17 protein-coding genes and 1 pseudogene are annotated in these 25,130 nt (G+C 42.2%); 8 read left to right on the top strand and 10 right to left on the bottom strand.

The window, feature by feature from the left end:
* Positions 1 to 105: 105 nt before the first annotated feature.
* Complete coding sequence (gene petH, locus V7K55_RS13235; RefSeq protein ID WP_334832008.1) at positions 106 to 1,452, bottom strand: ferredoxin--NADP reductase; 1,347 nt, start codon at positions 1,450 to 1,452, stop codon at positions 106 to 108.
* Between the two features lie 954 nt (positions 1,453 to 2,406).
* Here petH and V7K55_RS13240 point away from each other — a divergent pair.
* The gene (locus V7K55_RS13240) at positions 2,407 to 3,411 is read left to right on the top strand and encodes a phosphoribulokinase (protein WP_094327608.1); all 1,005 of its coding nucleotides are present in this window, start codon (positions 2,407 to 2,409) and stop codon (positions 3,409 to 3,411) included.
* Positions 3,412 to 3,828: 417 nt separating this feature from the next.
* The gene (metK, locus tag V7K55_RS13245) at positions 3,829 to 5,103 is read left to right on the top strand and encodes a methionine adenosyltransferase (protein ID WP_334831936.1); all 1,275 of its coding nucleotides are present in this window, start codon (positions 3,829 to 3,831) and stop codon (positions 5,101 to 5,103) included.
* Between the two features lie 242 nt (positions 5,104 to 5,345).
* Here the strand turns inward: metK and V7K55_RS13250 are convergent, their stop codons facing one another.
* Positions 5,346 to 6,224, bottom strand: coding sequence for a DUF4231 domain-containing protein (locus tag V7K55_RS13250; protein ID WP_334831939.1), 879 nt, complete (start codon positions 6,222 to 6,224; stop codon positions 5,346 to 5,348).
* A gap of 714 nt (positions 6,225 to 6,938) precedes the next feature.
* On the opposite strand from V7K55_RS13250, the gene V7K55_RS13255 reads away from it, so the two are divergent.
* Complete coding sequence (locus V7K55_RS13255; protein WP_334831941.1) at positions 6,939 to 8,108, top strand: homocysteine biosynthesis protein; 1,170 nt, start codon at positions 6,939 to 6,941, stop codon at positions 8,106 to 8,108.
* A gap of 132 nt (positions 8,109 to 8,240) precedes the next feature.
* On the opposite strand, the gene V7K55_RS13260 is transcribed toward V7K55_RS13255, so the two are convergent.
* Entirely contained in the window at positions 8,241 to 9,278 is a 1,038-nt protein-coding gene (locus tag V7K55_RS13260; RefSeq protein WP_334831943.1) for a hypothetical protein, read from the bottom strand.
* A gap of 378 nt (positions 9,279 to 9,656) precedes the next feature.
* Here V7K55_RS13260 and V7K55_RS13265 point away from each other — a divergent pair, with 378 nt between their 5' ends.
* Entirely contained in the window at positions 9,657 to 10,550 is an 894-nt protein-coding gene (locus tag V7K55_RS13265; RefSeq protein ID WP_334831945.1) for a tetratricopeptide repeat protein, read from the top strand.
* Positions 10,551 to 10,602: 52 nt separating this feature from the next.
* Here V7K55_RS13265 and V7K55_RS13270 read toward each other — a convergent pair whose 3' ends face one another.
* The 6 genes from V7K55_RS13270 to V7K55_RS13295 form a co-directional block, all read right to left on the bottom strand.
* Positions 10,603 to 11,223, bottom strand: a complete 621-nt coding sequence (locus tag V7K55_RS13270) for a TMEM165/GDT1 family protein (protein ID WP_334831947.1) — start codon at positions 11,221 to 11,223, stop codon at positions 10,603 to 10,605.
* A gap of 305 nt (positions 11,224 to 11,528) precedes the next feature.
* Positions 11,529 to 15,140: an ELWxxDGT repeat protein gene (locus V7K55_RS13275; RefSeq protein WP_334831949.1), complete on the bottom strand. Its 3,612-nt coding sequence runs from the start codon at positions 15,138 to 15,140 to the stop codon at positions 11,529 to 11,531.
* A gap of 656 nt (positions 15,141 to 15,796) precedes the next feature.
* Positions 15,797 to 16,759, bottom strand: coding sequence for a protochlorophyllide reductase (locus tag V7K55_RS13280; RefSeq protein WP_334831951.1), 963 nt, complete (start codon positions 16,757 to 16,759; stop codon positions 15,797 to 15,799).
* A gap of 66 nt (positions 16,760 to 16,825) precedes the next feature.
* Complete coding sequence (locus V7K55_RS13285) at positions 16,826 to 17,257, bottom strand: hypothetical protein (protein ID WP_334832010.1); 432 nt, start codon at positions 17,255 to 17,257, stop codon at positions 16,826 to 16,828.
* Between the two features lie 125 nt (positions 17,258 to 17,382).
* A complete protein-coding gene (locus V7K55_RS13290; RefSeq protein ID WP_334831953.1) occupies positions 17,383 to 18,645 on the bottom strand; it encodes a hybrid sensor histidine kinase/response regulator in 1,263 nt (420 codons plus the stop codon).
* A gap of 29 nt (positions 18,646 to 18,674) precedes the next feature.
* Positions 18,675 to 20,561, bottom strand: a complete 1,887-nt coding sequence (locus V7K55_RS13295) for an ATP-binding protein (protein ID WP_334831955.1) — start codon at positions 20,559 to 20,561, stop codon at positions 18,675 to 18,677.
* 273 nt (positions 20,562 to 20,834) lie between these two features.
* Between V7K55_RS13295 and petN the strand changes: the two genes are divergently transcribed.
* From petN to V7K55_RS13310, 3 genes are all read left to right on the top strand, one after another.
* Positions 20,835 to 20,924, top strand: a complete 90-nt coding sequence (petN, locus tag V7K55_RS13300) for a cytochrome b6-f complex subunit PetN (RefSeq protein WP_012408302.1) — start codon at positions 20,835 to 20,837, stop codon at positions 20,922 to 20,924.
* A 7-nt stretch (positions 20,925 to 20,931) separates the two neighbouring features.
* Positions 20,932 to 21,093, top strand: a complete 162-nt coding sequence (locus V7K55_RS13305) for a hypothetical protein (RefSeq protein ID WP_292702163.1) — start codon at positions 20,932 to 20,934, stop codon at positions 21,091 to 21,093.
* Positions 21,094 to 21,245: 152 nt separating this feature from the next.
* Complete coding sequence (locus V7K55_RS13310; RefSeq protein WP_334831960.1) at positions 21,246 to 24,374, top strand: GAF domain-containing sensor histidine kinase; 3,129 nt, start codon at positions 21,246 to 21,248, stop codon at positions 24,372 to 24,374.
* 147 nt (positions 24,375 to 24,521) lie between these two features.
* Here the strand turns inward: V7K55_RS13310 and V7K55_RS13315 are convergent.
* Positions 24,522 to 24,593: pseudogene (locus V7K55_RS13315) on the bottom strand (DUF4351 domain-containing protein); the annotation flags it as partial.
* Positions 24,594 to 24,635: 42 nt separating this feature from the next.
* On the opposite strand from V7K55_RS13315, the gene V7K55_RS13320 reads away from it, so the two are divergent.
* On the top strand, positions 24,636 to 25,091 hold the full coding sequence (locus V7K55_RS13320) for a DUF29 domain-containing protein (RefSeq protein WP_334831962.1): 456 nt from the start codon (positions 24,636 to 24,638) through the stop codon (positions 25,089 to 25,091).
* Positions 25,092 to 25,130: the final 39 nt, after the last annotated feature.

Genomic DNA, 25,130 nt, shown 5'->3' on the forward strand with positions numbered 1-25,130 from the left:
ACAATAGTAGGTAGAGCATTTGCCCTACCTACTGATTATCCTGCTTCCCTTGTCATTTGTCTTTTGTCATTAGTATTTACAAATGACCAATGACTAATGACTAACTTAGTAAGTTTCTACGTGCCAGCGACCAGCTTTCTTGATTTCCTTCTGGTAAACACTCCAGGTTACGCCTTCCTTAGCAGCAGCAGCAGTTAAAGCTGCATCAATACCTTCTTCCATACCGCGCAAACCGCAGATGTAGGTGTGGGTTTTTTCATTTTTAATCAACTGCCACAATTCATCAGCATGTTCTGCTACGCGGTCTTGAATATACATTCTACCGCCTTGGGGATTTTTTTGTTCGCGGCTGATGGCAGCAGTGAGGCGGAAGTTATCAGGATATTTTTGTTGAATCTCTTCCAGTTCTTCCTTATATAACAGGTTTGGAGTTGTTGGTACGCCAAATATCAGCCAAGAGAGTCCTTTAAATTCGTATTCTGGGTTAGCAGCTTTTTCCGCATCTTTAAACTGCCGCCACAAGTAAGCCCGCATCGGCGCAATACCTGTTCCGGTTGCCATCATGATCACATTAGCTTCAGGATCTTGGGGTAACAACATTTCCTTACCCACTGGCCCGGTAATTTTCACATCTTCCCCTGGCTTGAGAAAACACAGGTGTGTAGAGCAAACACCATAGACTGTTTCGCTAGTTTCTGGGTGCTTGTATTCCAACTGGCGGACGCACAGTGATACTGTCTTATCATCTACATCATCGCCATGACGAGTTGACGCGATAGAATATAGCCTGAGTTTTTCCGGTTTACCGTTCTTATCTACTCCTGGTGGAATAATCCCAATACTTTGACCTTCTAGATACTTCAAATCACTGCCAGAAAGGTCAAATTTAAGGTGTTGAACAATACCAATACCGTCTTCTTTGACTAGCGGTTCATTAGATATTACCTTGCCAATAAATGGAGCATTGGGACGGTAAGTGTTAACAGGAACGTCACCGTGGTCTTTTTTGGCTTTCGCTTGAGTCATGGTGTTGCCTTTCTTGTCCTTATTCTTAAGCTGTTCTTCAGCTGGTGGTTTAGCAAAACCTTTGGTTTCACTATGAGTATTTACAGGTGTGGCTTTACCATTCCCTTCAGTGTTAGCAGTTTCCCCAGATGTAGCTAACTCGCTGACTTCGCTTGTAGCATTCCCAAGTGAGGCTTTACCATTAACTGGCTGTAGCGCAGTTACAGGCTGAATACCAACAATTGTGCCGCCTAGACGAGTGATACGTCGCATTTCTTGATTCATGCGGTTGTAAGGCACTCTGATGAACACACTGCCACTTTTGCGAATTGGGTAGTTAGTTTGATCGGTTTCTTCTCCCTGACGCAAACCCACCACTTCATAAACGAAGACGCGGCTACCTAATTCTATGTTGGCAGCACCCTCAACAGCACCTTGATTGTACATTCGCTCTACCACTCCGATAATTTACTTAACCGTTTTTCAAAAAAAAACAATTCCCCTACCTTACCAGCTTTAGTTTACCGGATTTTCGTTTCACAAAACTGGCTCTGAAGGAAAAACGGCATCATTAAATTAATGCTTTGCTAAGTACACTCACCAAAGACATGCAGGCATAGCAAAAAACACACCTGTTCACCTTCTAAGGTAAAGGATAAGTCTTGTGGAGAATGTTAATAATGAGTCAATTTAATCTTTTTTTTGTTAACTACCATCTGCATCAGCGAGATAGTTTTTTACCTGACTATCCAACACTACCCAACGAGTAACTCACGATAGATAGCAGATATTCATAAGGAGGACTAGTTTGATTGTCAAGCTATATTCAGTAATCTGCTATAAACCAACGCTTCTATTTGAGCCTATCCATAAATTTACAGCGAATAATTTGACTAATGACAAGTTGTTGGCTCATTCGTTGGATAGATTTTTGCTTTGAATATCTTAAGCATTGTCGAACTGGAATTACAATTTAAGAACATCAATAAAATCGCTGCAATCTTAAATTATACCTTATAAACTTAAATTTGTAGAGTCATAAGTAGCAGAATTACAGAGGTGCAATACTCATGAGCAGTGTTGATCCCCATTTTTAAATTAACAACTAAATCACCAAAAAATGATTCATGAACCATGCTAATTCTTCTTGACAGCAATCTTGTATGGGATACCTCCTTCTGTTAAAATCAAATATACCACTAGGATTAAATACTTACCGGCACCAACATTCAGGCTAGTCCGACGAGTAGCAACTTAATTACTTTGTTGTTTACCCGCTTGGTGTCTTATAGATGTGCTAGGTAGCAAGAACGCAGGATGAACCAAAGGGATCAACTCCTGGCTTCGGAATCTGCTGTGTGAAAAAATATTGACACAATTTTAGTATTTTAGAGGAGATTTATGACAAGTAAGCCGGAACGCGTGGTACTGATTGGAGTAGCCGGAGACTCTGGGTGTGGGAAGTCTACGTTTTTGCGTCGTTTGATAGATTTGTTTGGTGAAGATTTAATGACAGTCATCTGCTTGGATGATTATCACTCCTTAGATCGCAAACAGCGTAAAGAAACTGGGATAACTGCATTAGATCCTAGGGCGAACAATTTTGACCTAATGTATGAGCAAATTAAAGCGCTCAAAAGTGGTCAAGGGATTGATAAGCCGATTTACAACCATGAAACTGGCTTGCTCGATCCGCCAGAGCGGATCGAGCCGAATCGCATTATAGTTGTTGAAGGACTGCATCCTTTATATGATGAGCGGGTGCGATCGCTAATCGACTTCAGTGTTTATTTTGACATTAGCGATGAAGTCAAAATTGCCTGGAAAATTCAGCGAGATATGGCTGAACGCGGTCATCGCTACGAGGATGTCTTAGCGCAAATCAATTCCCGCAAACCTGACTTTGAGAAGTTTATCGAACCACAAAGAGAATTTGCCGATGTAGTTCTCCAAGTATTACCCACAAACTTGATCAAAAACGACACCGAGCGCAGAGTCCTACGGGTACGGATGCTTCAACGGGAAGGGAAGGAAGGCTTTGAACCGACCTACCTATTTGATGAAGGGTCAACAATTAATTGGACTCCTTGTGGACGCAAGCTGACCTGTTCTTACCCTGGTATGCAACTATACTATGGTTCGGATGTTTATTACGGTCGCTATGTCTCAGTACTAGAAGTAGATGGTCAATTTGATAACTTGGAAGAAGTAATTTACATCGAAACCCATCTCAGCAATACATCCACCAAATATCAGGGTGAATTGACTCACTTGTTACTCCAGCACCGCGAGTATCCAGGTTCCAATAACGGTACTGGTTTCTTCCAAGTACTGACAGGTTTGAAAATGCGTGCTGCTTATGAGCGGTTGACAGCTACAGAAGCAAAGTTAGCGATTCAGGTTTAAAAGTAGCAGTGCTTGTGTCAAAGTTTGTGGGGACGCTTCTGAGTGTCCCCCTTTTTTTGTGTTATTAAACACATTCGCCCCAAAAAATAATTAGCATAAATTTATCTTATTTACACATACTTGCCTTATGATTAGTGGTTTTTATCAATATCAACAAGATACTAACTACTGAAGTATAAATATTGTTATGATTTCATAAATTAACGTGAGTTATACAGTTTATGTGGTGTTCGCCTAACGAGCTGAATCAAAAGACCTCTAAGAACCTAAAGCTGTCTCTCTCCGAATCTGAGAGGGATGGACTTGAGCTAAAGTTCAAGTTCGGGAGAGGTTCATAGAACTCACGTTAAATTTAGGTAGTTGAACTAAATACTCACATTTAGTCAGCGAAAAAACTCAATTCAGGAGGAATTTGCTGTGTCTCGTCGATATTTATTTACCTCCGAGTCAGTCACCGAAGGTCATCCAGATAAAATCTGCGATCAGATTTCTGATACCATTCTGGATGCCTTACTGACACAAGACCCCACTAGCCGGGTCGCTGCTGAAGTAGTAGTTAATACTGGCTTGGTGCTAATCACTGGTGAAATAACCACCAAAGCCAATGTGAATTTCGTCAATCTCGCCCGTAAAAAAATTGCCGAAATTGGTTATACCAATGCTGATAATGGCTTTTCTGCTAACAGCACCAGCGTTCTGCTGGCTTTAGACGAACAATCACCCGATATTGCTCAAGGCGTTAACACCGCCCAAGAAACCCGCGAGCAAGATAGTGATGAACAATTCGACAAAATTGGTGCAGGCGACCAAGGTATAATGTTTGGCTTTGCCAGCAATGAAACACCAGAACTGATGCCATTACCCATCAGTCTCGCCCACCGCATTGCTCGCCGATTGGCAGCAGTCCGCAAAACAGGTGAATTGTCATACCTGCGTCCTGATGGTAAAACTCAAGTAACTGTAGTCTACGAAGATGGGCAACCAGTAGGTATTGATACTATTCTAATTTCTACCCAGCATACAGCCACTATTGGGGAAATTACGGATGAAGCGGCTGTACAAGCCAAGATTAAACAAAACCTCTGGGCAGCAGTAGTCGAACCTGTTTTTGGCGACATTGACGTTAAGCCTAACGAGCAGACACGTTTTTTAGTCAACCCCACTGGCAAATTTGTCATTGGTGGCCCTCAAGGAGACTCTGGTCTAACAGGACGGAAAATAATCGTTGATACCTACGGTGGCTATTCACGGCATGGTGGCGGCGCTTTTTCTGGCAAAGACCCCACGAAGGTAGACCGTTCTGCTGCTTATGCGGCTCGCTATGTAGCGAAAAATATTGTCGCTGCTGGGTTGGCAGAAAAAGTTGAAATCCAGCTATCCTATGCTATTGGTGTAGCGCGACCAACAAGCATTTTAGTGGATACCTTTGGCACAGGCAAAGTGGATGAAGAAATCTTATTGGAATTAATCAACCAACATTTTGAACTGCGTCCAGCAGGGATTATCCATACCTTCAACTTACGCAACTTACCAAGTGAACGAGGCGGACGTTTTTATCAGGACGTCGCGGCTTACGGTCATTTTGGGCGGACTGATTTAGACTTGCCTTGGGAACAGACCGATAAAGCCGAATTGTTGAAGCAAGCAGCAAACGATTCACTTTCGGCAGTAGTTGCTCAAGCGTTAACTTAGACTTATAGGCGACTGCAAAAACTTAGTTTATAGAAATGAGGATATAATCAACTTCAAAAATTGCCTATACCCTCATTTATTTTTCAACTGTCACCCGTAAGGTTCAGTTAAGAATTATTAAGACGCGAAGTCAAGGCGATCGCACGCATATCGAGTAAAATCTAGATAAATCCTGTTTAAAACGTTAACCACGAACAATATTCTACTGGTTAGCGATCGCAATTATCTAATCAGGTGTCTTTCTACTTCGTTACCTCTGCTCCTAGTTTATTTAACTCATTAGATGAAGCTGATTCTGGCTTCTCTGATTGCGTCTCACTAGTTTGTTGCAATTGATTAAGGTGAATGTTGTTCACTTGAACAATAAAGTATTCTAATGCTTGACTTGCCTTTTGTTGCTGTTGCGTTTCATCAGACACATCATAGCAACGATAAGGTGGAGTCACTCCCAATATAAATTTCTCTTGTTCAGCTTCTAACAATTCAACGGCTGTGTTAGCAGCAAGGGAATTTTTCTGAAAAGGAAAAGAGGTAACTATACTAGCAACGATAGAAGCAATAGCTGGGCAAAGTACAGGGAGCCACTTGAGCCAAGCTTGTCCTGCTTCTAATTTGTCTACTAGAACTAAAATTGGTGTGACTCCTGATAAAATTACTGTCGCAATTTGCAAACTATAGTAAAGGTTCCTTGATAGACCCCTAATTTTTTTATAATCGTCAATCAAGTCTTGGCTGTATTGTAAAGCCTTTCCTCTGGTTAGAGTCAGCGTCTCTTTATCCCAAGAATTAGGATTGGTCAACAGATAACTATAGAGTTCAGCTTTTTTGGTGAGTTCTGACTGATTAGCTGCCTTTTTATAGTTCTGGAATACTTGTCTATTAATGAGTAACAAAAAAAACAAGAAAGTTAGAGATACTGCTCCAGAAATTACAACTGTTTTATCTTCTGAAAGAAAAATAATAAAGAGTCCAGAAGAGACAAAAGCTGCAAGTAATAAATACTCAATAACTTTCAAGTTAAACAACTTTTTATCATCTGATGGAGAAGATAAATTTTCAATCCTATTAGAAATCCTGCTTTGGTTTTTTTTATCGAGATTAGTTAATTCAGAAGTAGTCATTGCTTCTTACTCAATTCGTTATCGGGTGAAATATAGGAATAAAATGAATAGCAACAAGTAGAATTGTGTTCAGGGGTTAGAGTCAAGATAACCTCACAAATAGCTATAATTATAACTTTTGCTTAGACATTCCTTCTATTACTGCTCTTAAGTAGTTTCTCCTTCCCAAAACTTTCTAGTATCTGCTACTAAATCCCACTTTGCGATTGACTAGCTGGCTTAGAATGCTTTACAACAGCTATAAATGTTTCTTTCTGTTGATGTGAAATCATTAAATCCAGCAAATCTAATCAATCCTAACCATACATACATTTGATTGATAATGCAAGACTTTTTTAGTAGTAATCTTACGTAGATATGAAAATATTTTTTACCTATTTCTCAATATCAGCTTCCCGCTTTCTTACAGGAGTTCAGAGGCTTCAATTCATCAGGGGTCGAATCCTCCAACCCCTTCTTCCAAATTTAGGGTGAGGGCGAAACCTACGATTCTCAACTTAGATGAGGTCTAGGTAGCGTGCTTGACCCAAAAAATACATGATTCAGACTTTGCAATACTTAAATTTTTTTAGAGAATTTTAACCCTATCCAGGGTGTTAAGCTGTCGCGTAGAGATTGGTAACAACTATTTCGAGAGGAAATTATGCAAGAGTCTCTGATTTATCAAGATATCCTTCAAAGAGGAAGATAGCAGGAAGCACTAGCACTGATCAGATGCGAACAATTGCAGAAATTAACGAGAAAATTATCCGTAAACGTGCGGTAGTACTGACAACTGAAGAATTAAAGGCACGAGTTGTAGAAATCGGTGTTACTAAAGCTGCTAAAGAAGTTGATGTAATTACCACTGGTACGTTTGAGCCGATGGAATCAAGTGGTGCAATTATTAATCTCGGACACACCGATCCACCGATAAAAATTCGCCGTTGCTGGTTAGATGGCGTGCCAGCATACTCTGGTTTTGGGGCAGTAGATTTATATTTAGGTGCGAGTTGTGCTGTGGAGACAACAGATGGCGAAGAAGTCCGAGAACGTGGCGGGGGTCATGTAATCGAAGATTTAATCGCTGGCAAAACTATACACGTAAAAGCGCAGGGGCAAGTAACTGATTGTTACCCCAGAGCAAGTTTTGAAACTACAGTTACTAGTGAAACGATTAATCAGTTTTATTTATTCAATCCGCGCAATCTTTATCAAAATTTTATTGTCGGTGTAAATGGTGGCGATCGCCCCCTCTTCACCTATCTCGGCCCTTTACAACCGCGTCTGGGGAATGCTGTTTATTCTAATCCCGGTGCTATTTCCCCCTTACTCAACGATCCCGATTTGCAACTCGTTGGTATAGGGACTCGAATTTTTTTAGGCGGCGGTGTTGGCTATGTCGCCTGGGAAGGCACTCAGCACTTCCCCTTACAAAAACGTTTAGCTAATCGGACACCGATTGGGCCTTCCGCCACTTTAGCTTTAATTGGTGATGCCAAGCAAATGGATGCTCATTGGGTGCGGGGTTGTTACTTCAAAAGTTATGGCCCCTCATTGATGTTAGGCGTTGGTGTCCCACTGCCTGTATTAAATGAACAAGTAGTTGAACACTGTGCCGTCCAGGATAAAGACTTAGTAGCCCCAATAGTGGATTTTTCCATTCCCCGGCGGGTTCGTCCCACCTTTGGTTTGGTAAGTTACGCCCAACTCAAATCTGGAAGGATCGCTATTGAGGGCAAAGCTGTACGCTCTGCCCCTTTAGCGAGTTTGTTTTTTTCTAGACAAGTCGCCCTAGAGTTGAAAAAGTGGATTGAAGCAGGGACGTTTACCCTTACAGAACCAGTTTCGCCAATTCCGATGGATCGATCTTTTCTACCCCAAGACCGTCGGACGGATTTTTGAGGCTGGGGAATGGGGACTGGGGACTGGGGACTGGGGACTGGGGATTGAAAAAAATTAGTTTAACCCTAATATTTAATCTAATCCCCAATCTCTAATTCCCAATCCCCAATCCCCAATCCCTAATCCCTAATCCTACTCTTGAGTCGGTTTTGGTCGCTTGATAATAGGCTTCGGAGCAGGCGTTTTTGGTATAGGTTTTGACACCACAGAGATGTCGCTGCCTGCGCCTGTTTTCTTGATAGGACGCGGGGTTTCGCCACTGCGTCTGGGGGGGAATGGTTTTCTACCACCAGCACCAATACCACCGCTACCGCCAGCACGAGGGCCACCTCTGAATGGTGGTTTACGTTTTTTGGGCAAGTCAGCGATCGCTTCAGCTTTTTCTACTATCAAAACGTCAGCTTCTCGCTTGGCTTGAAAATCCCAGAACTTTCCTACTGCTTTGGTCGTCAGGACACCCCTCAATTTCAATTTGAAATACTTGGGTTTGTCAGTTGGTTTGCGTGCAGCCTGCCTAATTTTGACTACTAAGCTCTTAGCGTCAAAAGATTGGTATACTACCTCACCACGAACAGAAAAACCACCATCAGCTACTTCTGATGAGGGGATCGTGGGAATTGTGCTTAATTCAGAATTTTCGGATAAGCCATCATCGAGTGTTTGTGACTCTTGCAACTCTAAATCTAACTCATCCTCATCTGTTGAGTTTTTAGCCAGATTTTCTGGCTCCCAAACTCCGACGATTTGGATGTGCAAGGTGTCATTTTCTTGTCTGGTACGTGGATATACTACCCACAAGTGTTCTTTTTCTAAATCTAGGTGATTCTTGACTAAGCTCATAATCCGGCCTAGGAGGACGGCATTGAGTTCTACACCATCTGTGGTTAGCAGCGTACCCTGAGTAAATTGTTCGCTGCTAGCATGATAGCGACCCCGGACTAATCCGATCGCTCGATACTGCATCGGTTCGCTGGGAGGCGGAATCGGTTGCTGTCGATTGGCTAAGTTGCCATTTGAGTCAGTCTCACTGGGGTTAACAGGCGAATTTTCAACTTCTTTAGAGGACTTGGCTGCTATGCGAACATTAGCGGCTGCCTCTATATTAGTTGGGCCCTGGTTAGAGGCAGAAGAATTGGAGGATTCAGGCAACGGCATCAGGTCGGAATTCATAAAAACTCCTTGCGGCGGAGACACATCCCATTGTGGGATTTTATAAAGGTAGCTGAAAAGAGCATTTGTGCGACTGATGAAAGTATATTTGCTTTTCACAAAGTCACACTAGGATACTCTATACAATCCTAAAGGCGCTAAATTTAGTGTTTGTACATTAAACGTGTAATTTAGCGCCCTGACACTAGTTTGGGAAGCATATCATAGCTACAATTCTGACGGCTCCTCCTAAAGTCATCACTTACTTTAGCAGTGTAGATAGTTAATTGTTATAAAATTCACAGGCAATTGGCGGTATTCCGCAAAGTTTTGGAAATTTTTAACTTTACGATTTGTGTAAATGATAATGTCATTAGAGTTCAGGAGAAAGACAAAACTGTGTTTCAAACACGCAATCGCTGGATGGTTCAAGTTGTCTTGGCGCTGGCAGTTCTTGCTTTTGTGGGTGTTTCAGTGATTCCCATAATTGGAGCATTTAATAATACGCCACCCTCAAATCAGAATACCGCTAGCACCAGAGGCACTTTGCCCTCCTCTGACCAAAAATCAAAACTGGAAGACGAAGTACGGGGTTATGAACTGGTTTTGCAAAGGGAACCGGAAAATCAGACTGCGCTTAAGGGCTTATTGCAGGCGCGGCTACAACTATTGAGTCAAAAAGAAAAAAGTGAAATTAAACCAGCTGATATCCAAGTTGTTATTGAACCCCTAGAAAAGCTAGCCAAGCTAAATCCCGAACAGTCAGAATATTCAGTCTTACTAGCTCAAGCGAAACAGCAAATAGGCGATCGCGAAGGAGCCGCTCAAGCTTATCGCACGATTTTGTCCACAAAACCGGGCGATTTGAAGGCTTTGCAAGGAATGGTAGCTCTGTTAATCAGTCAGCAACGCCCAGAAGCAGCTATTGGTTTGCTGCAAGAAAGCCTCTCTAAAGCAGCCCAAGCAAATACAATTCAGCCGGGAAGTGTAGATACAGTAGCCGTGCAAGTGCTGTTAGGTTCTGTTCATGCTTCCCAGAAACGCTATGCTCAAGCTAGCTCTGTATACGACCAGGCAATTAAGAAAGATCCTAAAGATTTTCGCCCTGTTGTGGCAAAAGCGATGCTCCTGAAACAACAGGGCAAAAACGCAGAAGCAAAACCTTTGTTTGATACTGCCGCAGCTTTAGCACCTGCTCAGTACAAAGACGAAATTAAAAAGGCAGCAACTGCTTCCCTCATTCCTAATCCGGCTGCATCTCCCGCACCTTCATTGAAAAGTACTCCAAAGTAGGGAATCGGGAATTGGTTATTAATTCTCTCCCCCTGCTCCCCTGCTTTTCCTCTCACGCTCCCTCAATGGCAGCAACGACACCAAAGACTAAAAACAAGCATCCGCCAACAAAGGTGAGTTGACGCTCAGAAATGCGTCCGGCAATCATTTTGCCGCCGATAACTGCGATCGCAGCACAAATGGCATGTCCTAAAATTGCACCTATTGTCACTCCAATTGGATTATTACCTGCGGCTAGGGCAATGGTGGCAATTTGGGTGCGATCGCCCCACTCTGCCATAAATGTCAATATAAAGGCTTCTATGACAATTGCTAAGGAAGTCTTTTTCTTTGGTAACTCCAAATCTGCTTTTTTCACCGCAGCTTCGGCTTCTTCTACAACTGCTGTATCACAAGCAGCCGAGGACATTTTACTAGCGTCGTATAACAGCTTGATACCAAAGGCAAAAAATAAGGCTATTTCGGCGTAATGAATATAAATTTTTGGCAACAAAGATACCACTTGCCCAAATAGCACCGAAAGGATTGTCATTGCAGCTAAAGCAGCTGTCACTCCTGTAAATACCAGCCGCCTCGGGTGGTGCATTGCCAAAATAACGGCGATAAAAAATGTTTTATCGCCTAGTTCGGAAACTGTAATTAATAATAAAGCTGCGGTAAAAGCTGTTAACACTCTCTCAAGCTCCTGAAGAATCGTTTACCGATGTGAAGCTTGATGAGAACCAAAAGACCTCACCAAGTTTACACTTTTCGGTGTGAACTTAGTGAAGGTCTCGCTTTCAAATATTTACTTGCCATCTGAACCAGGCTCATCGCCAGTATGTTGATTCAGATGTACTGGCTTTTTATGTTTTTTGCCAGCAGCTACTCCCCTTCAATGTAATTATGATTATATATCTGTTAAAGGTGCAAGTCAAGGAAACTAGCTACACAGCAAAGTTAGACAATGACAGTAATGTTTGCATTAGCAAGCATTGCCTAATTCGAGAAGTGGGCTATCTTAACTTGTGCTGTACCACCAACTCCATCTTTATCAAAGAATAGGTTTCCCGTACTTCGATCGTAGATGAAGCGATCGCCTGTTGTTGTCGCACTAGTCCCAAGTCGCAACAAACCCGAATCGAGTATCGTATCCTGAGATTGTCTCAGTCCGAATTCTGCCTTGGAAATGAAGATAGTACCATTTCCAATAGTAAGATTAGCGATGATATCATGACCTCTGGTGTGGGCATTAGTCAGTTTAAAACTATGTTGCTCAGTTTCACCGAGGAGTACATCCTCACCTACGCCACCAAATAAGGTGCCATTCCCCAAACCACCAATGAGATTGTCACTTTCTATATCACCATTTAATTCGTTTGTAGTGATGCTGTCGTTAAAAGTGGTGGAAGCATCATTATTAACCACTGTCAGGGCAAAAACATCGCTGACATCTGTTATTCCATCACTAGCGATAACTTTGATGTTGAGGCTACCAACGCTGTCATTTGTGGGAGTACCGCTCAAAGTAGTACCGTTCCAAGTCAACCAACTGGGGATTGATTCGCCATTTTCCAGGGTGGCGCTGTAGGTGAGGTTATCTGCCGCATCTTCATCTGCAAAGGTGTTTGTTGCTAGGTTGAAGTTGAAAGTGGTGTCTGTTGTCGCTGTTTGGTCGGCAATGGCATTTGCCACTGTTGGGGCATCATTAATATTGTTGACTGCGATCGCGATCGCTTTCTCGTAGAATAAGCCACCTCCATCTGTGGTGCGTAAACGGATGTTGTAGCTATTTTTGGTTTCGTAGTCGGGTGAGACGTTGATGTGTAACTCGTTACCTACAATTGTGAAGACGCTGTTATCGGTGCTGTCTGCACCTGAAACTAGGGTGTAGGTGTGGGTGTTATCTGTATCAGCGTCAGTGGTGCTAAAGTTGCCAATTACTGTGTCAGCAGGAACATTCTCGTTAATACTAGTGGCACTCAGGCTGAGGTCAGTAGGAGTACTGTTCAGGTCAAGCTTAAAAAGTTCTTGCCCAGTACTTCCGTTGTCAGCAAAAAAATAGAGTTTGCCATTGACATAAGTTAGGTTGTTAGGGTTGGAGCTAGCCGTACCAGAGAAGATATCCTTGACGCGGATAGTGCCAGCATCAGTGCCATCACTCTTCCATAGTTCATTGCCCCCACTGCTGTCGCTGGCACTGAAGTATAGCGTGCCGTTGATATTGGTCAGATTTTGCGGATTAGAGCTACCTGTACCAGAGAAGATATCCTTGACGCGAACAGTACCAGTTTCGGTGCCATCACTCTTCCATAGTTCAGTCCCTCCAGTGCTGTCGCTGGCACTGAAGTATAGCGTGCCGTTGATATTGGTCAGATTTTGCGGATTAGAGCTACCTATGCCAGAGAAGATATCCTTGATACGGATAGTTCCAGTTTCTGTGCCATCACTCTTCCACAGTTCATTGTCTCCACTGCTGTCGGTGGCACTGAAATATAGCGTGCCGTTGACATTGGTCAAATTTTGCGGATTAGAGCTACCTATACCAGAGAAGATATCCTTGACACGGACGGTACCAGTTTCTGTACCGTCACTCTTCCACAGTTCAGAGCCACTACTGCTGTCGCTAGCACTGAAGTACAGCGTGCCGTTGACATTTGTCAGATTTTGCGGATAAGAGCTACCCGTACCAGAGACGATATCCTTGACGCGGACAGTGCCAGCATCAGTGCCATCACTCTTCCACAGTTCCCGACCCCCACTGCTGTCGCTAGCACTGAAGTACAGCGTGCCGTTGATATTGGTCAGATTTTGCGGATTAGAGCTACCAGTACCAGAGAAGATATCTTTTACAAGGACAGTACCAGCTTCGGTGCCATCACTCTTCCATAGTTCCCGACCCCCACTGCTGTCGGTGGCAACGAAGTACATCGTGCCGTTGACATTGGTCAGAAAGTTCGGGTCAGAATTACCAGTACCAGAGAAGATATCCTTGACGCGGACAGTACCAGTTTCTGTGCCATCACTTTTCCACAGTTCATTGCCCCCACTACTGTCGGTGGCACTGAAGTACAGTGTACCGTTGATATTGGTCAGATTTTGCGGATTAGAGTTACCTGTACCGGAGAAGATATCCTTGACACGAACAGTTCCAGCTTCTGTACCGTCACTCTTCCACAATTCATTGCCGCCACTGCTGTCGGTGGCTCTAAAGTACAGCGTGTCGTTGACATTGGTTAGAAAGTACGGTTCAGAGGAAACTGTGGCAGTATTTATATCCTTGACGCGGACGGTACCAGTTTCAGTGCCATCACTCTTCCACAGTTCAGAGCCACTACTGCTGTCAGTAGCTCTGAAGTACAACGTGCCGTTGATATTGGCAAGAGAGTTAGGATTAGAGCTAGCCGTACCAGAGAAGATATCCTTGACGCGGACAGTACCAGCTTCAGTGCCATCACTTTTCCACAGTTCATTGCCCCCACTGCTGTCGCTAGCACTGAAGTAGAGTGTGCCGTTGACATTGGTCAGATTTTGCGGATTAGAGCTACCTGTCCCAGAGAAGATGTCTTTGACTCGGACAGTGCCAGCCTCAGTGCCATCACTCTTCCAAAGTTCAATGCCTCCACTGCTATCGCTAGCACTGAAGTACAGCGTGCCGTTGATATTCGTTAGATAGTTAGGGTAAGAGCTACCTGTCCCAGAGAAGATGTCTTTGACTCGGACAGTGCCAGCCTCAGTGCCATCACTCTTCCAAAGTTCAATGCCTCCACTGCTATCGCTAGCTCTGAAGTAGAGTGTGCCGTTGACATTTGTCAGATTTTGCGGATTAGAGCTACCCGTGCCAGAGAAGATATCTTTGACACGGACAGTACCAGCCTCGGTGCCATCACTCTTCCAAAGTTCAGTCCCTCCAGTGATGTCGCTGGCACTGAAGTAGAGTGTGCCGTTGACATCGGTCAGATTTTGCGGGTAAGAACTACCTGTACCAGAGAAGATATCCTTGACGCGAACAGTACCAGTTTCGGTGCCATCACTCTTCCAAAGTTCAGTCCCTCCAGTGTTGTCGCTGGCACTGAAGTAGAGTGTGCCGTTGACATTAGTCAGATTTTGCGGGTAAGAACTACCTGTACCAGAGAAGATATCCTTGACGCGAACAGTACCAGCCTCGGTGCCATCACTTTTCCACAGTTCAGTTCCTCCAGTGCCGTCGCTGGCACTGAAGTAGAGTGTGCCGTTGACATTAGTCAGATTTTGCGGATTAGAACTACCTGTACCAGAGAAGATATCCTTGACGCGGACGGTACCAGTTTCGGTGCCATCACTCTTCCACAGTTCAGTTCCTCCAGTGCTGTCGATCGCTCTAAAGTATAGTGTGCCATTGACATTAGTCAGATTTTGCGGATTAGAGCTACCTGTACCAGAGAAGATATCTTTTACAAGGACAGTACCAGTCTCTGTACCATCACTTTTCCAAAGTTCAGAGCCACTACTGTTGTCGATAGCAACAAAGTAGAGTGTGCCGTTGACATTGGTGAGATTTTGCGGGTTAGAGGAAACTCCACCAGTATTTATATCTTTTACCAGGCTAATCGATGCTTCTTCTGTTGCCATAATCGTTTTTCCTTAAACCTTTGGATAAGAATCACAAGCGAAATCAGGCGTTGGTTGATGCTCCAATCTTCTTGCTTGCAGAGATGCGATCGCTGAATGCCCTAGCTTCGCTTTTTTACAATTCAATAGCCTCAGTAAAGATGTTGAATTTTATCAAGAAAGAATTTAGGAGGCAGGAGCCAGAATTCACAAGAAGGTTAAGCAATTAGCAATTAATCAAGGGTTTAGCATCCTCCACTAAATATTAAATTTAGTGGACTTCAATAGCGGATATAAATCCTCACACTAATAGATTCTGAGTTATTCCTAGAATTTTCTTTATATAAAGATATAAAACCAATTTAGGAGGTATGCATAGATGTGCGCTTGGGAAACCCGCCCACACGACTTGCTCCCCTACGGATCTTTTTGTAAATCAAACCGGATTTCTAATAGCCATAGTTCATATTTAATCTTCTCTGCTTTTCCTGAAGATTATTTCAGAGCTATGGCTTATACAAATTAATTTGAAATTAAATAAAGCTATCAATAAATTCAGAGGTGACTTAATAATCACCTCAACCATTTTTCACCTGGATATAATGCCGATTAATTTAAAAAAAGTGGATCGATGAATTAATGAATTATGCTCCAGGATAACGCTAAATCCTATGCCATCATGCAATTCCAACCAACTTGGCGCTTAGTTGCCATAAGCGATCGCCTTTGTCATCATCGCGGGCTTGAGAAGAAACCTTTTGAACAAAGGATTTACCATCTTCTTTCTGGCGATTTCCCCAACTCCAATACACACCAGATTGATTATACTCAGGATCGGCAACCACCGCCGCAACCCTTTCTCCTGCCAACTCCTGAGACACATATCCCTTAGTGATGTACTTCTGGAATAATGGGAAGATTTTCTGAAACAGGGGATAGTGGTTTCTAAATAGCGGCGTTTCTGCAACACATCCTGGATAGAGAGAGTTGAAGACGATACCTGTTGACTCGTGATAGCGCTGATGGAGTTCCCGCATGGTTAGCACGTTACAAACCTTGCTGTCTTTGTAAGCTTTGACTGGTTCAAATTTCTTGCCATCAATCATTGAGATTGGTTCTTTAAATCCTTCTGCAAAGCCCTGCAAATCGCCCAAGTCTGGACGCGGCGGAATCTTCCCACCCAGTTCGTCTGGATTGTGGGTAACAGTTCCCAAAATTACGAGCCTTGGATTTGAAGATGACTTCTTTAGATCTTCTAGCATCAGGTTGCACAAAAGGAAATGTCCGAGGTGATTTGTCGCAACACTTAACTCAAATCCTTCTGGGCTTCGCAGTGGCTCCTTTAGCAAAGGCATATAAATTGCAGCGTTGCACACTAAAGCGTCTAAAGAGTTTCCGCTTGCTCGGAAGTTCTTCACAAATTGTCGAACGCTATCCATTGAGCCAATATCGATATGCATGATAGTATAGCTGCCCTGGTGGGGGATTCCTACAGATTGGGCTGCAAGTTGAGCCTTCGCTACATCTCTACAGGCCATCACTACATACCATCCCCTTTCAGCAAGAGCCTTGGCAGCGTACAAACCGACACCTGAAGAGGCACCTGTGATTATAACCGTTGACTTCCTATCCTGTACCATTCTATTCTGACTCTGTTAATCACCTTTTCCTATCTTCAGGATTTTACAGCACTCCTGATGGAAAAGTTATGATGAGAAAGGTTTAAGCCAACGGCGTTGAATAGCGATATCAAGAGCGATCGCAGCAAAGGCAAACCACAATAAACTTTCTGCTGCTAATACCAAAAAAGGCCAAATTGTACTATGAGAATTCCACCCAAGCTCTATCTGAGTTAATCCCCGCACCAAGCCAAAGGCCAAAACACCACCAGCTTTGAGTTGGGGATTTTTATCTGAGCGGATGATATAACGATAGGTAACACCAAATAATAAGCCAGTAAAAGTTGCAACTGCACCACCGATCAACCAATGCCAGTTAACATTACTTTGCAGACTTGCAAGGATCTCAAAATACTTTGCTAATCCAAAAGTATTCAAGAGACTGGTAAATATAAAAGTAAAACACATAGATAAACCTCCAACTATTCCAGCCTTGAGGGATTCTATGCGTTCTACTATTAATTTAGGATCTAAAGTTGAATTCACTCTATATATAAATGAGGGATTGGGTATTGGGAAAATACTTCCCCAATATCCAATATGATAAATGCTACAGCAGCTTTGTAATTAATTAAATGCTGCTATTATATGGGAATTTTGATGATAAACTCAGTTCCCATACCTGGTTGAGAATTTACATTTAATACACCTTTGTGTTTCTCTACAACTATTTCATAAGCTATGGACAAGCCGAGTCCAGTGCCTTTTCCCACGCTTTTTGTGGTAAACAACGGCTCAAACAAGCGTTTTTTTAACCGTTCAGGAATACCAATTCCATTATCAGCAATCCGAATTACAACCAATTTTTCAGAATCTATTTCTGTTGTAATTTTAATTTGAGGAATTAGATTGCTCATTTTGCCTTCCAGTATAGCTTCATCAAGAGCATCAATTGCATTTGCTAGAATGTTCATAAATACTTGATTCATCTGACCGAGATAGCAATTTATCTCTGGTAATACTCCATAACTTTTAATAACTTCAATGCCGGGACGATCGCCACTAGCCTTGATCCGGTGTTGTAAAATCATTAGTGTACTATCAAGTCCTTGGTGCAAATCGGCAGAAATTTTGGCATCACTATCCGAGCGACAGAAGCTGCGGAGTGAATTAGAAAGGTTGCGAATTCGTTCACTTCCTATCTGGAGTGAGTTCAAAATTTTTCCGATATCTTCGAGAACAAAATTCAGATCCAAGTTCTCAATAGCATTGGTAATTTTGGCTGTTGGGTTGGGATATTCTTGTTCATACAGTAAAAGCAACTTAGTGATTCCAGCAATGTATTCTTCCAAGGGTGGAATATTGCTAGAAATAAAGTTAATGGGGTTGTTGATTTCATGGCCAATACCAGCGATTAACTCTCCGAGCGTTGATAGTTTTTCTTGCTGTACCAGTTGGACTTGGGCTTGTTGCAAAGCCTTGGTGCGATCGCTAACTTGTTGTTCCAAAGATTCATTCAATTGTTTGAGTTGTAAATGCACGCGGACTCTAGCAATAACTTCCTCTTGGGCAAAGGGTTTCGGAATATAGTCTACTGCACCGAGGGAAAATCCCTTAGTTTTGCTTTCCGTATCCGCCAAAGCAGTGGTGAAAATAATTGGAATGTTTTCGGTGACAGGATTAGCTTTGAGACGACGACAAGTCTCAAAGCCGTCAATACCCGGCATTTGGACATCCAGCAAAATCAATTCTGGTTGATTGCGTTCAGCTTGGGCGATCGCAGTTTCTCCATCGACTGCAACCCGGAAACGAAAACCCTCACTATTAAGCGCGGCACACAGGACAGATAAATTTGTCGGGTTATCATCTACAATCAAAATAAATCCATTATTTTGGGGTTTTCTCATGATCGGTTAAAAATGCAATTTGACTTAAATTAATTGATATATTCTTCAATAAAACTTTCCAACCGCTTGAGTTGGAAATTACTAGCAAGCTGGATTATCTTCTGAACAAAAGTGTTTAGTCGCTGATCAGATACAGAAAGTTGTTCAACCATTTCTAAAATATTTTGAATATCACCGTCTTGGGCTAGTTCGAGCAACTCTTGTAAAACCTCTTGAGCAGGATAAATGATTTCAGTCTGTTCTTCAAAACCACCTGTAGAGGTTTTTGCGATCGCGTCTAAATTAACGTCAAAAATCCATTCTAGCTGCAAAAATTGTCGTAGCATTTCTAGCAGGGTTTCAGCTTCTATAGGTTTTGGTAAAAATGCATCTGCACCGACATCAATACTTTTGTGTTGATCGACTGCAAATACACTGGCTGAGGAAGCGATGACAGGAGTCTCCTTAAATTGCCCAGACTGACGCAAACGATGAATGAATTCAAATCCATCTAATATCGGCATTACTAAGTCAGTAATAATCATATCTGGTTTGTTAGCTAGAGACTGTGCCCACGCTTCCTGACCATTATTAGCTTCTACAACAGTAAATCCAACCGGCTCTAGTAAATTTACAATTACCGATCGGTTTTCCCATTTATCATCTGCAATCAAAATAGTGCGCCTTTGTCCTTGATAAGCAATAATAGTTCCTTGCTCAACCACTCTAGAAACCTTTGCCCAGTCTTTAGATTCTGACAATTTTGCCTCAAACCAGAAGGTGCTACCTTTGCCAAATTCACTTTTTACCTGAATTTGACCACCCATCAACAAAACAATTTTTTGGCTGATTGCTAATCCTAAACCTGTACCTTCAGATTGTCGTTTCTGACTTCCCACTTGCTCAAAGGGCTGGAAGATTTTCTTAGCTTGTTCAGGGCTTATACCCGTGCCAGTATCTATTACCTCAAAGCGAATTTTGTAGTTAGTTTTGTCATTGGCATTTGATTCTTGCTCAACTACCTGAACTTTGAAGGTAACACTGCCTTGATGAGTAAATTTCATGGCATTACTAAGCAAGTTAATCAGTACTTGCCGCAAGCGTTTTTCATCAGCATGAATACCCGTTGGTAAATTAGGATCGAGTTCGACGTTAAATGCGATTACTTTTTGTTCTGCCCTAATGCGGCAAATTTCAGTCACGCTATCTATAAAGGCAGGGAAGTAGAAATCAATAGGATATAATTCCAACTTCCGGGCTTCTATCTTGGAGAGATCCAAAACATCATTAATTAAGGTTAAAAGATGAGAACCACATTGATAAATAACGCCGAGTCCTTTCCGTCCTTTTTCACTCAAAGATTCTGTGCGTTGGATAATTTGTGTATAACCCAGGATGCCGTTAAGGGGTGTGCGTAGTTCATGACTCATATTGGCGAGAAATTCACTCTTGGCTTGGCTGGAGTTTTGAGCTATTTCCTCCGTAAGGCGTAGTTCTTTCTCGATGCGCTTACGCTCAACAATTTCAGTGGAAAGGATTCGATTAATAGCTTCTAACTGGGCTGGGCTAGGTAGTGCCAGAGCTTGAGGCATGAGGTAAAATAACGCAAATGCCGTATATATGGAAATAATGGCAGTTAGAGCTTTTAAAGCACCTGAAACCCAATAGTCTGGATGCCAAAGCGTCCAAATATCTATCAAGTGTCCAGTACCACAGGCAATGATAAAAGCACCAAATAATAAAAAGACTCCATTAAAAGGAACGTCTTTGCGCTTGGAAATAAAGTAAATTAGTAAGAAGGGAATAGAATAATAGGCAAGGGCAATGGTGGCATCAGAAATAATGTGGAGCCAAACTAATCCAGTTTGCCAGAGATAACAATGCCCGTGGGGAATAAAACCGTTAGATTGGAAAAAATAGCTGAAAAATGTCGGCATAACACTAGGGGTTGTTAGATTTGGAATATATACCCGTAACCCTAGTATTCCCAAAGTATCTAGTTGAGAAAGCGCGATCGCTATTTTTTCACATTATTAATGCTGGAAGTACTAGCGTACCAAGAAAAGATGGTGTCTGCTTTGCGTAGACTTAGCCTGTCGTAAACATCGCCCGCCAAAGTTACAATGTAATTTATAAAAAAAATCTCAGCCTGCCCAATCCCTGTATGATAAAGATTAGAAACCTTTTGTAATTATTTGAAAAGCGGGACTATGGAGATTTTGACACTAGGTTGGGTATCGCTGTTAGTTGTGTTTACCTGGTCAATTGCAATGGTAGTTTGGGGACGTAACGGACTGTAGAAGCACTGTGGAAAGTCCATTTTTGAGTATTTTAACTTTAGTAGCCATAGTGCTGCTCGTAGTAGTCACCGGTGGTATTGGTTATTTGACTGTGGCAGATTGGCGCGATCGCCGTCGCCGAGATGAAGAAAAACGCACCAGCCGCAGCGCCACTCCCAAGCGGCGATAATTTTCTCGTGGTTGAAAATGTTTTTGTAGGGACACGATAGTATCGTGTCCCTACAATGTTTTTTTGGCATTCCGAGGAAATACTGTTACCTTTGCGATCGCAACGGGAATCATGAGATAGAAGACTTTCAATATTTTAAAGTCCCACTGGGAATGGAAAACTCCTCTACTACTCAACCCATAGAACCAAATTCAGAACGGCAAGAATCTCACTCAGATGTAACATCCTCTTTGCATCAGAATGAGCAACAAAAAGCCTTGTCTGGAGTTATAGCCCGCATCCGCGAGTCTCTAGATATAGACGCGATCTTCAAAATTACAGTCACTGAAGTCCGCCAACTTCTGAAAAGCGATCGGGTTGGCGTGTTTCGTTTCTATCCTAATTTGGCATGGGAAGGAGAATTTATTTATGAAGATGTGGCAACAGAATGGGATTCGGCACTAGCAGCCAAACTGCGCGACCACTGCTTTAGCGAGGAGTTTGCAGGGTTGTATCAGCAAGGCCGAATTAAAGCAATAGCTGATATTTATCAAGTTAATGCCAGTGATTGCTACATCCAGATTCTAGAAAGATTCCAAGTCCGTGCAAATATAACTGCCCCCTTGATAAAAGGTAAAAATTTATGGGGATTATTATGTATTCATCAGTGTAGTAATTCTCGGCAATGGGAAGCATCAGAAATTGAGTTTGTGCAATTAATCGCCGAACATCTAGGAGTTGCTTTACAGCAAGCAGATTACATAGAACAAGTAAAACTACAATCAGCACAACTAGCACAAGCAGAAGCCAGAGAAAAAGCAGCCCAATGGCAGAAAACCATAGCCATAACCATTGAGAAAATCCGTCAGTCTCTAGACTTAGAAGGCATTTTCCACACAACCACCGGAGAACTGAGGCAGCTGTTAAATGCCGATCGCGTGGCTATTTATCGCTTCAATCCCGATTGGAGTGGTGAATTTGTGTTTGAATCAGTGGCAGAGGGTTGGATTTCCCTGATCGATGAACAATTGCATCGGCCAGAATTGAGTGAAAACGTTAGTGAATGTAGCGCCAAAGATTTAGCTAAACCCCCAGTTGCTGATACCTACTTACAAGATACGGAAGGTGGTAGCTTTAGCAGTTGTGAAGTATACCGGATTTGTAATGATATTTATAATTCAGGTTTTAGCAATTGCTACATTAAAATTTTAGAAATTTATCAGGCAAGAGCTTATGTAATCATTGCCATTTACCACGGTCAGAAACTCTGGGGCTTGCTAGCAGCGTACCAGAATGCTGGAACCCGTGAGTGGCAAAAAGATGAGGTTTACTTGCTTACCCAAGTGGGTACGCAATTAGGTGTGGCTTTGCAGCAAGCGGAATTTATCCAACAAATGCAAATCCAAACGGCAGAGATTACTAAAGCTGCTGAAAGGCAAAGGGCGTTAGCAAACACCGTAGAAAAAATTCGTCAGTCTTTGGAAATTGAAGCCATCTTTAAAACCACAACTCAAGAAGTTCGTCGGCTATTAGAAGTGGAACGAGTTGCAATTTACCGCTTCTATCCTGATTGGAGTGGCGAATTTGTCGCCGATTCCATTGTTGATGGCTGGACACCAATGGTTAAGCCGCAGCCAGTGACAGAAGGCGTTCTTGTGCAAAGAAAGCAAGCGGGTAAGTATGCACGGAATGAAGCTTTTGTACCAATTTCTCAAGGCGAGAAGTTGTGGGGATTGTTAGTAGCTTATCAAAACTCCCAACCCCGTTATTGGCAAGATGAGGAAATCAACTTATTGGCGCAAGTTGGCATTCAATTGGGAGTAGCATTACAGCAAGCTGAGTCATTGAAACAGATGCAGGTTCAAGCCCAAAAACTAGCTAAAGCCGCCGAACGAGAACGGAAAGCGGCCGAAAGAGAGAAGGCCTTAGCCGCAACGGTGGAGAAAATTCGCCAATCTCTTGATATTCATACCATCTTTGCTACTAGTACAGAAGAAGTCCGGCGGTTATTGGAGGTCGATCGAGTCACAATCTATCGATTCGCGGCTGATTGGAGTGGCGAATTTGTTGCTGAATCATTAGCCCAAGGTTGGACACCAGTAAGGGAAATTGTACCTGTAGTTGCAGATGATTACTTACAAGAAACGGAAGGCGGAAGGTTTGCTAATGCTAAAAGTTGTGTCATTAAAGATATTTACAGCGCCAATTATTCTATTTGTCATATTGCCCTGCTTGAGCTAATGGAGACTAGGGCATATATGATTGTGCCGATTTTTCAGGGTGAGAAACTTTGGGGATTACTAGCAGCTTATCAAAATACCAAACCTCGTGATTGGCAAGGAGATGAAATCGATTTGCTGATGCAGATTGGTACTCAGTTAGGTGTAGGACTTCAACAAGCAGAACTACTCGAACAAACTCAACGTCAGAAAGAAGAAATCACTCAGACTCTTAAAGAATTACAGCAAACTCAGAGCCAGTTAATTCAAAGTGAAAAAATGGCAGGATTAGGGCAGTTAGTTGCTGGGGTAGCACATGAAATTAATAACCCGATTAGTTTCATTTATGGCAACATTACTTATGTTAATGAACATACCGAAAATTTATTTAAGTTACTGCGCCTCTATCAAAAACAGTATCCTAAGACAACAGAAGAAATTAAAAAGCAAGTTGCAGCACTGGATTTAGATTTCATTAGTGATGACTTGCCCAAAATTCTTACTTCAATGCAGATTGGGGCAGATCGAATCTCTCAATTAGTCTTATCGTTGCGAAGTTTTTCTCGACTTGACGAAACCGGAATGAAGCCCGTCGATCTTCATGAAGGTATCGATAGTACTTTGTTGATTTTACAACATCGACTGCAAGCACAGACTAATTCTTTAGCTATTGAGGTGGTTAAACAATATGGTGAATTACCTCCAATAGTCTGCTATGCAGCCCAGATGAATCAGGTATTTATGAGTATTCTCAGCAATGCGCTCGATGCACTGGAAAACTCAACAACTAGTGGAGAAATAATTGACAATCCTAAAATTTGGATACGTACAGAAGTTATAGAAGAGAATACTGTTCTGATTTGGATTGCTGACAATGGTTGTGGGATTCCAGAGATGGTGCGATCGCACATTTTTGAACCTTTCTTTACCACCAAACAACCTGGACAAGGTACTGGTTTGGGTTTATCTATTAGTTACCAAATTATTGTAGAAAAACACGGCGGTACTATCAAATGCGTTTCTGAACCTGGTAATGGCTGTGAGTTCTCGATACAAATTCCGATTAAACGGACAATTAGTTAGGAAAAAACAGGCGATTAATTCTCTACGAGAGGCTACGTCAGAGGATACACAGGAAACAGGAAAAGGCGATCGCTCTTTTTAACGAACTACAGAGGCGCAGAGGACACAGAGGAAGAGGAGGAGCGATCGCTTGGTAGAATACATATTTTATTGCTGATGTTGCAACCAAGCCACTAAATCAGCTTCAGTGGAGAAATCTAGCAAGGCTTCGGCTAAATCCTCTCACAATGTTAAAATTATATATCCATAAAGGAGAAGATTATGAGCAATCAATCTGTTCCTAAAACAAATAGTCTCTATGCACAAGATTATCACTTGTGGTTAGAATACACTGTTGATTTATTAAAAAATAAAAAATTTTTAGAATTAGAGTTAGAAAATTTAATTGAAGAAATTGAAAGTATGGGAAGAAGTGATAAAAATGCTTTAAGGAGTAATCTTAGAGTGCTTTTAATGCACCTTCTCAAATACAAATTTCAACCCCAGAACCGATCTAATAGCTGGTTATATACAATCTATGAACATCGTCAAAGATTACAAGAAGCATTTGTAGATAGTCCTAGCTTAAAATACTATTACACGGAAGTTTTTGACATTTGTTACCAACACGCTAGAAAAGAAGCATCTATTGAAACAGGTCTTCCTCTGTCTATTTTTCCTAAAGACTATCCTTTTTCTGTTGATGAAACCTTAGATTCTGACTTCTTCCCAAATTAATCATAATCGCACGATGGAGATTTTACAGGCGATCGCTCT

The organism is Nostoc sp., from assembly GCF_036919895.1.
GTDB lineage: Bacteria > Cyanobacteriota > Cyanobacteriia > Cyanobacteriales > Nostocaceae > Nostoc.

Excerpts from the sequence above, each read along its gene's own strand:
- V7K55_RS13295 (WP_334831955.1), bottom strand. The coding sequence starts at position 20,561 with ATGCCGACATTTTTCAGCTATTTTTTCCAATCTAACGGTTTTATTCCC.
- V7K55_RS13280 (WP_334831951.1), bottom strand. The coding sequence starts at position 16,759 with ATGGTACAGGATAGGAAGTCAACGGTTATAATCACAGGTGCCTCTTCA.
- V7K55_RS13320 (WP_334831962.1), top strand. The coding sequence starts at position 24,636 with ATGAGCAATCAATCTGTTCCTAAAACAAATAGTCTCTATGCACAAGAT.
- V7K55_RS13260 (WP_334831943.1), bottom strand. The coding sequence starts at position 9,278 with ATGAATTCCGACCTGATGCCGTTGCCTGAATCCTCCAATTCTTCTGCC.
- V7K55_RS13240 (WP_094327608.1), top strand. The coding sequence starts at position 2,407 with ATGACAAGTAAGCCGGAACGCGTGGTACTGATTGGAGTAGCCGGAGAC.
- V7K55_RS13250 (WP_334831939.1), bottom strand. The coding sequence starts at position 6,224 with ATGACTACTTCTGAATTAACTAATCTCGATAAAAAAAACCAAAGCAGG.
- V7K55_RS13310 (WP_334831960.1), top strand. The coding sequence starts at position 21,246 with ATGGAAAACTCCTCTACTACTCAACCCATAGAACCAAATTCAGAACGG.
- V7K55_RS13290 (WP_334831953.1), bottom strand. The coding sequence starts at position 18,645 with ATGAGAAAACCCCAAAATAATGGATTTATTTTGATTGTAGATGATAAC.
- V7K55_RS13255 (WP_334831941.1), top strand. The coding sequence starts at position 6,939 with ATGCGAACAATTGCAGAAATTAACGAGAAAATTATCCGTAAACGTGCG.
- V7K55_RS13275 (WP_334831949.1), bottom strand. The coding sequence starts at position 15,140 with ATGGCAACAGAAGAAGCATCGATTAGCCTGGTAAAAGATATAAATACT.
- petN (WP_012408302.1), top strand. The coding sequence starts at position 20,835 with ATGGAGATTTTGACACTAGGTTGGGTATCGCTGTTAGTTGTGTTTACC.
- petH (WP_334832008.1), bottom strand. The coding sequence starts at position 1,452 with ATGTACAATCAAGGTGCTGTTGAGGGTGCTGCCAACATAGAATTAGGT.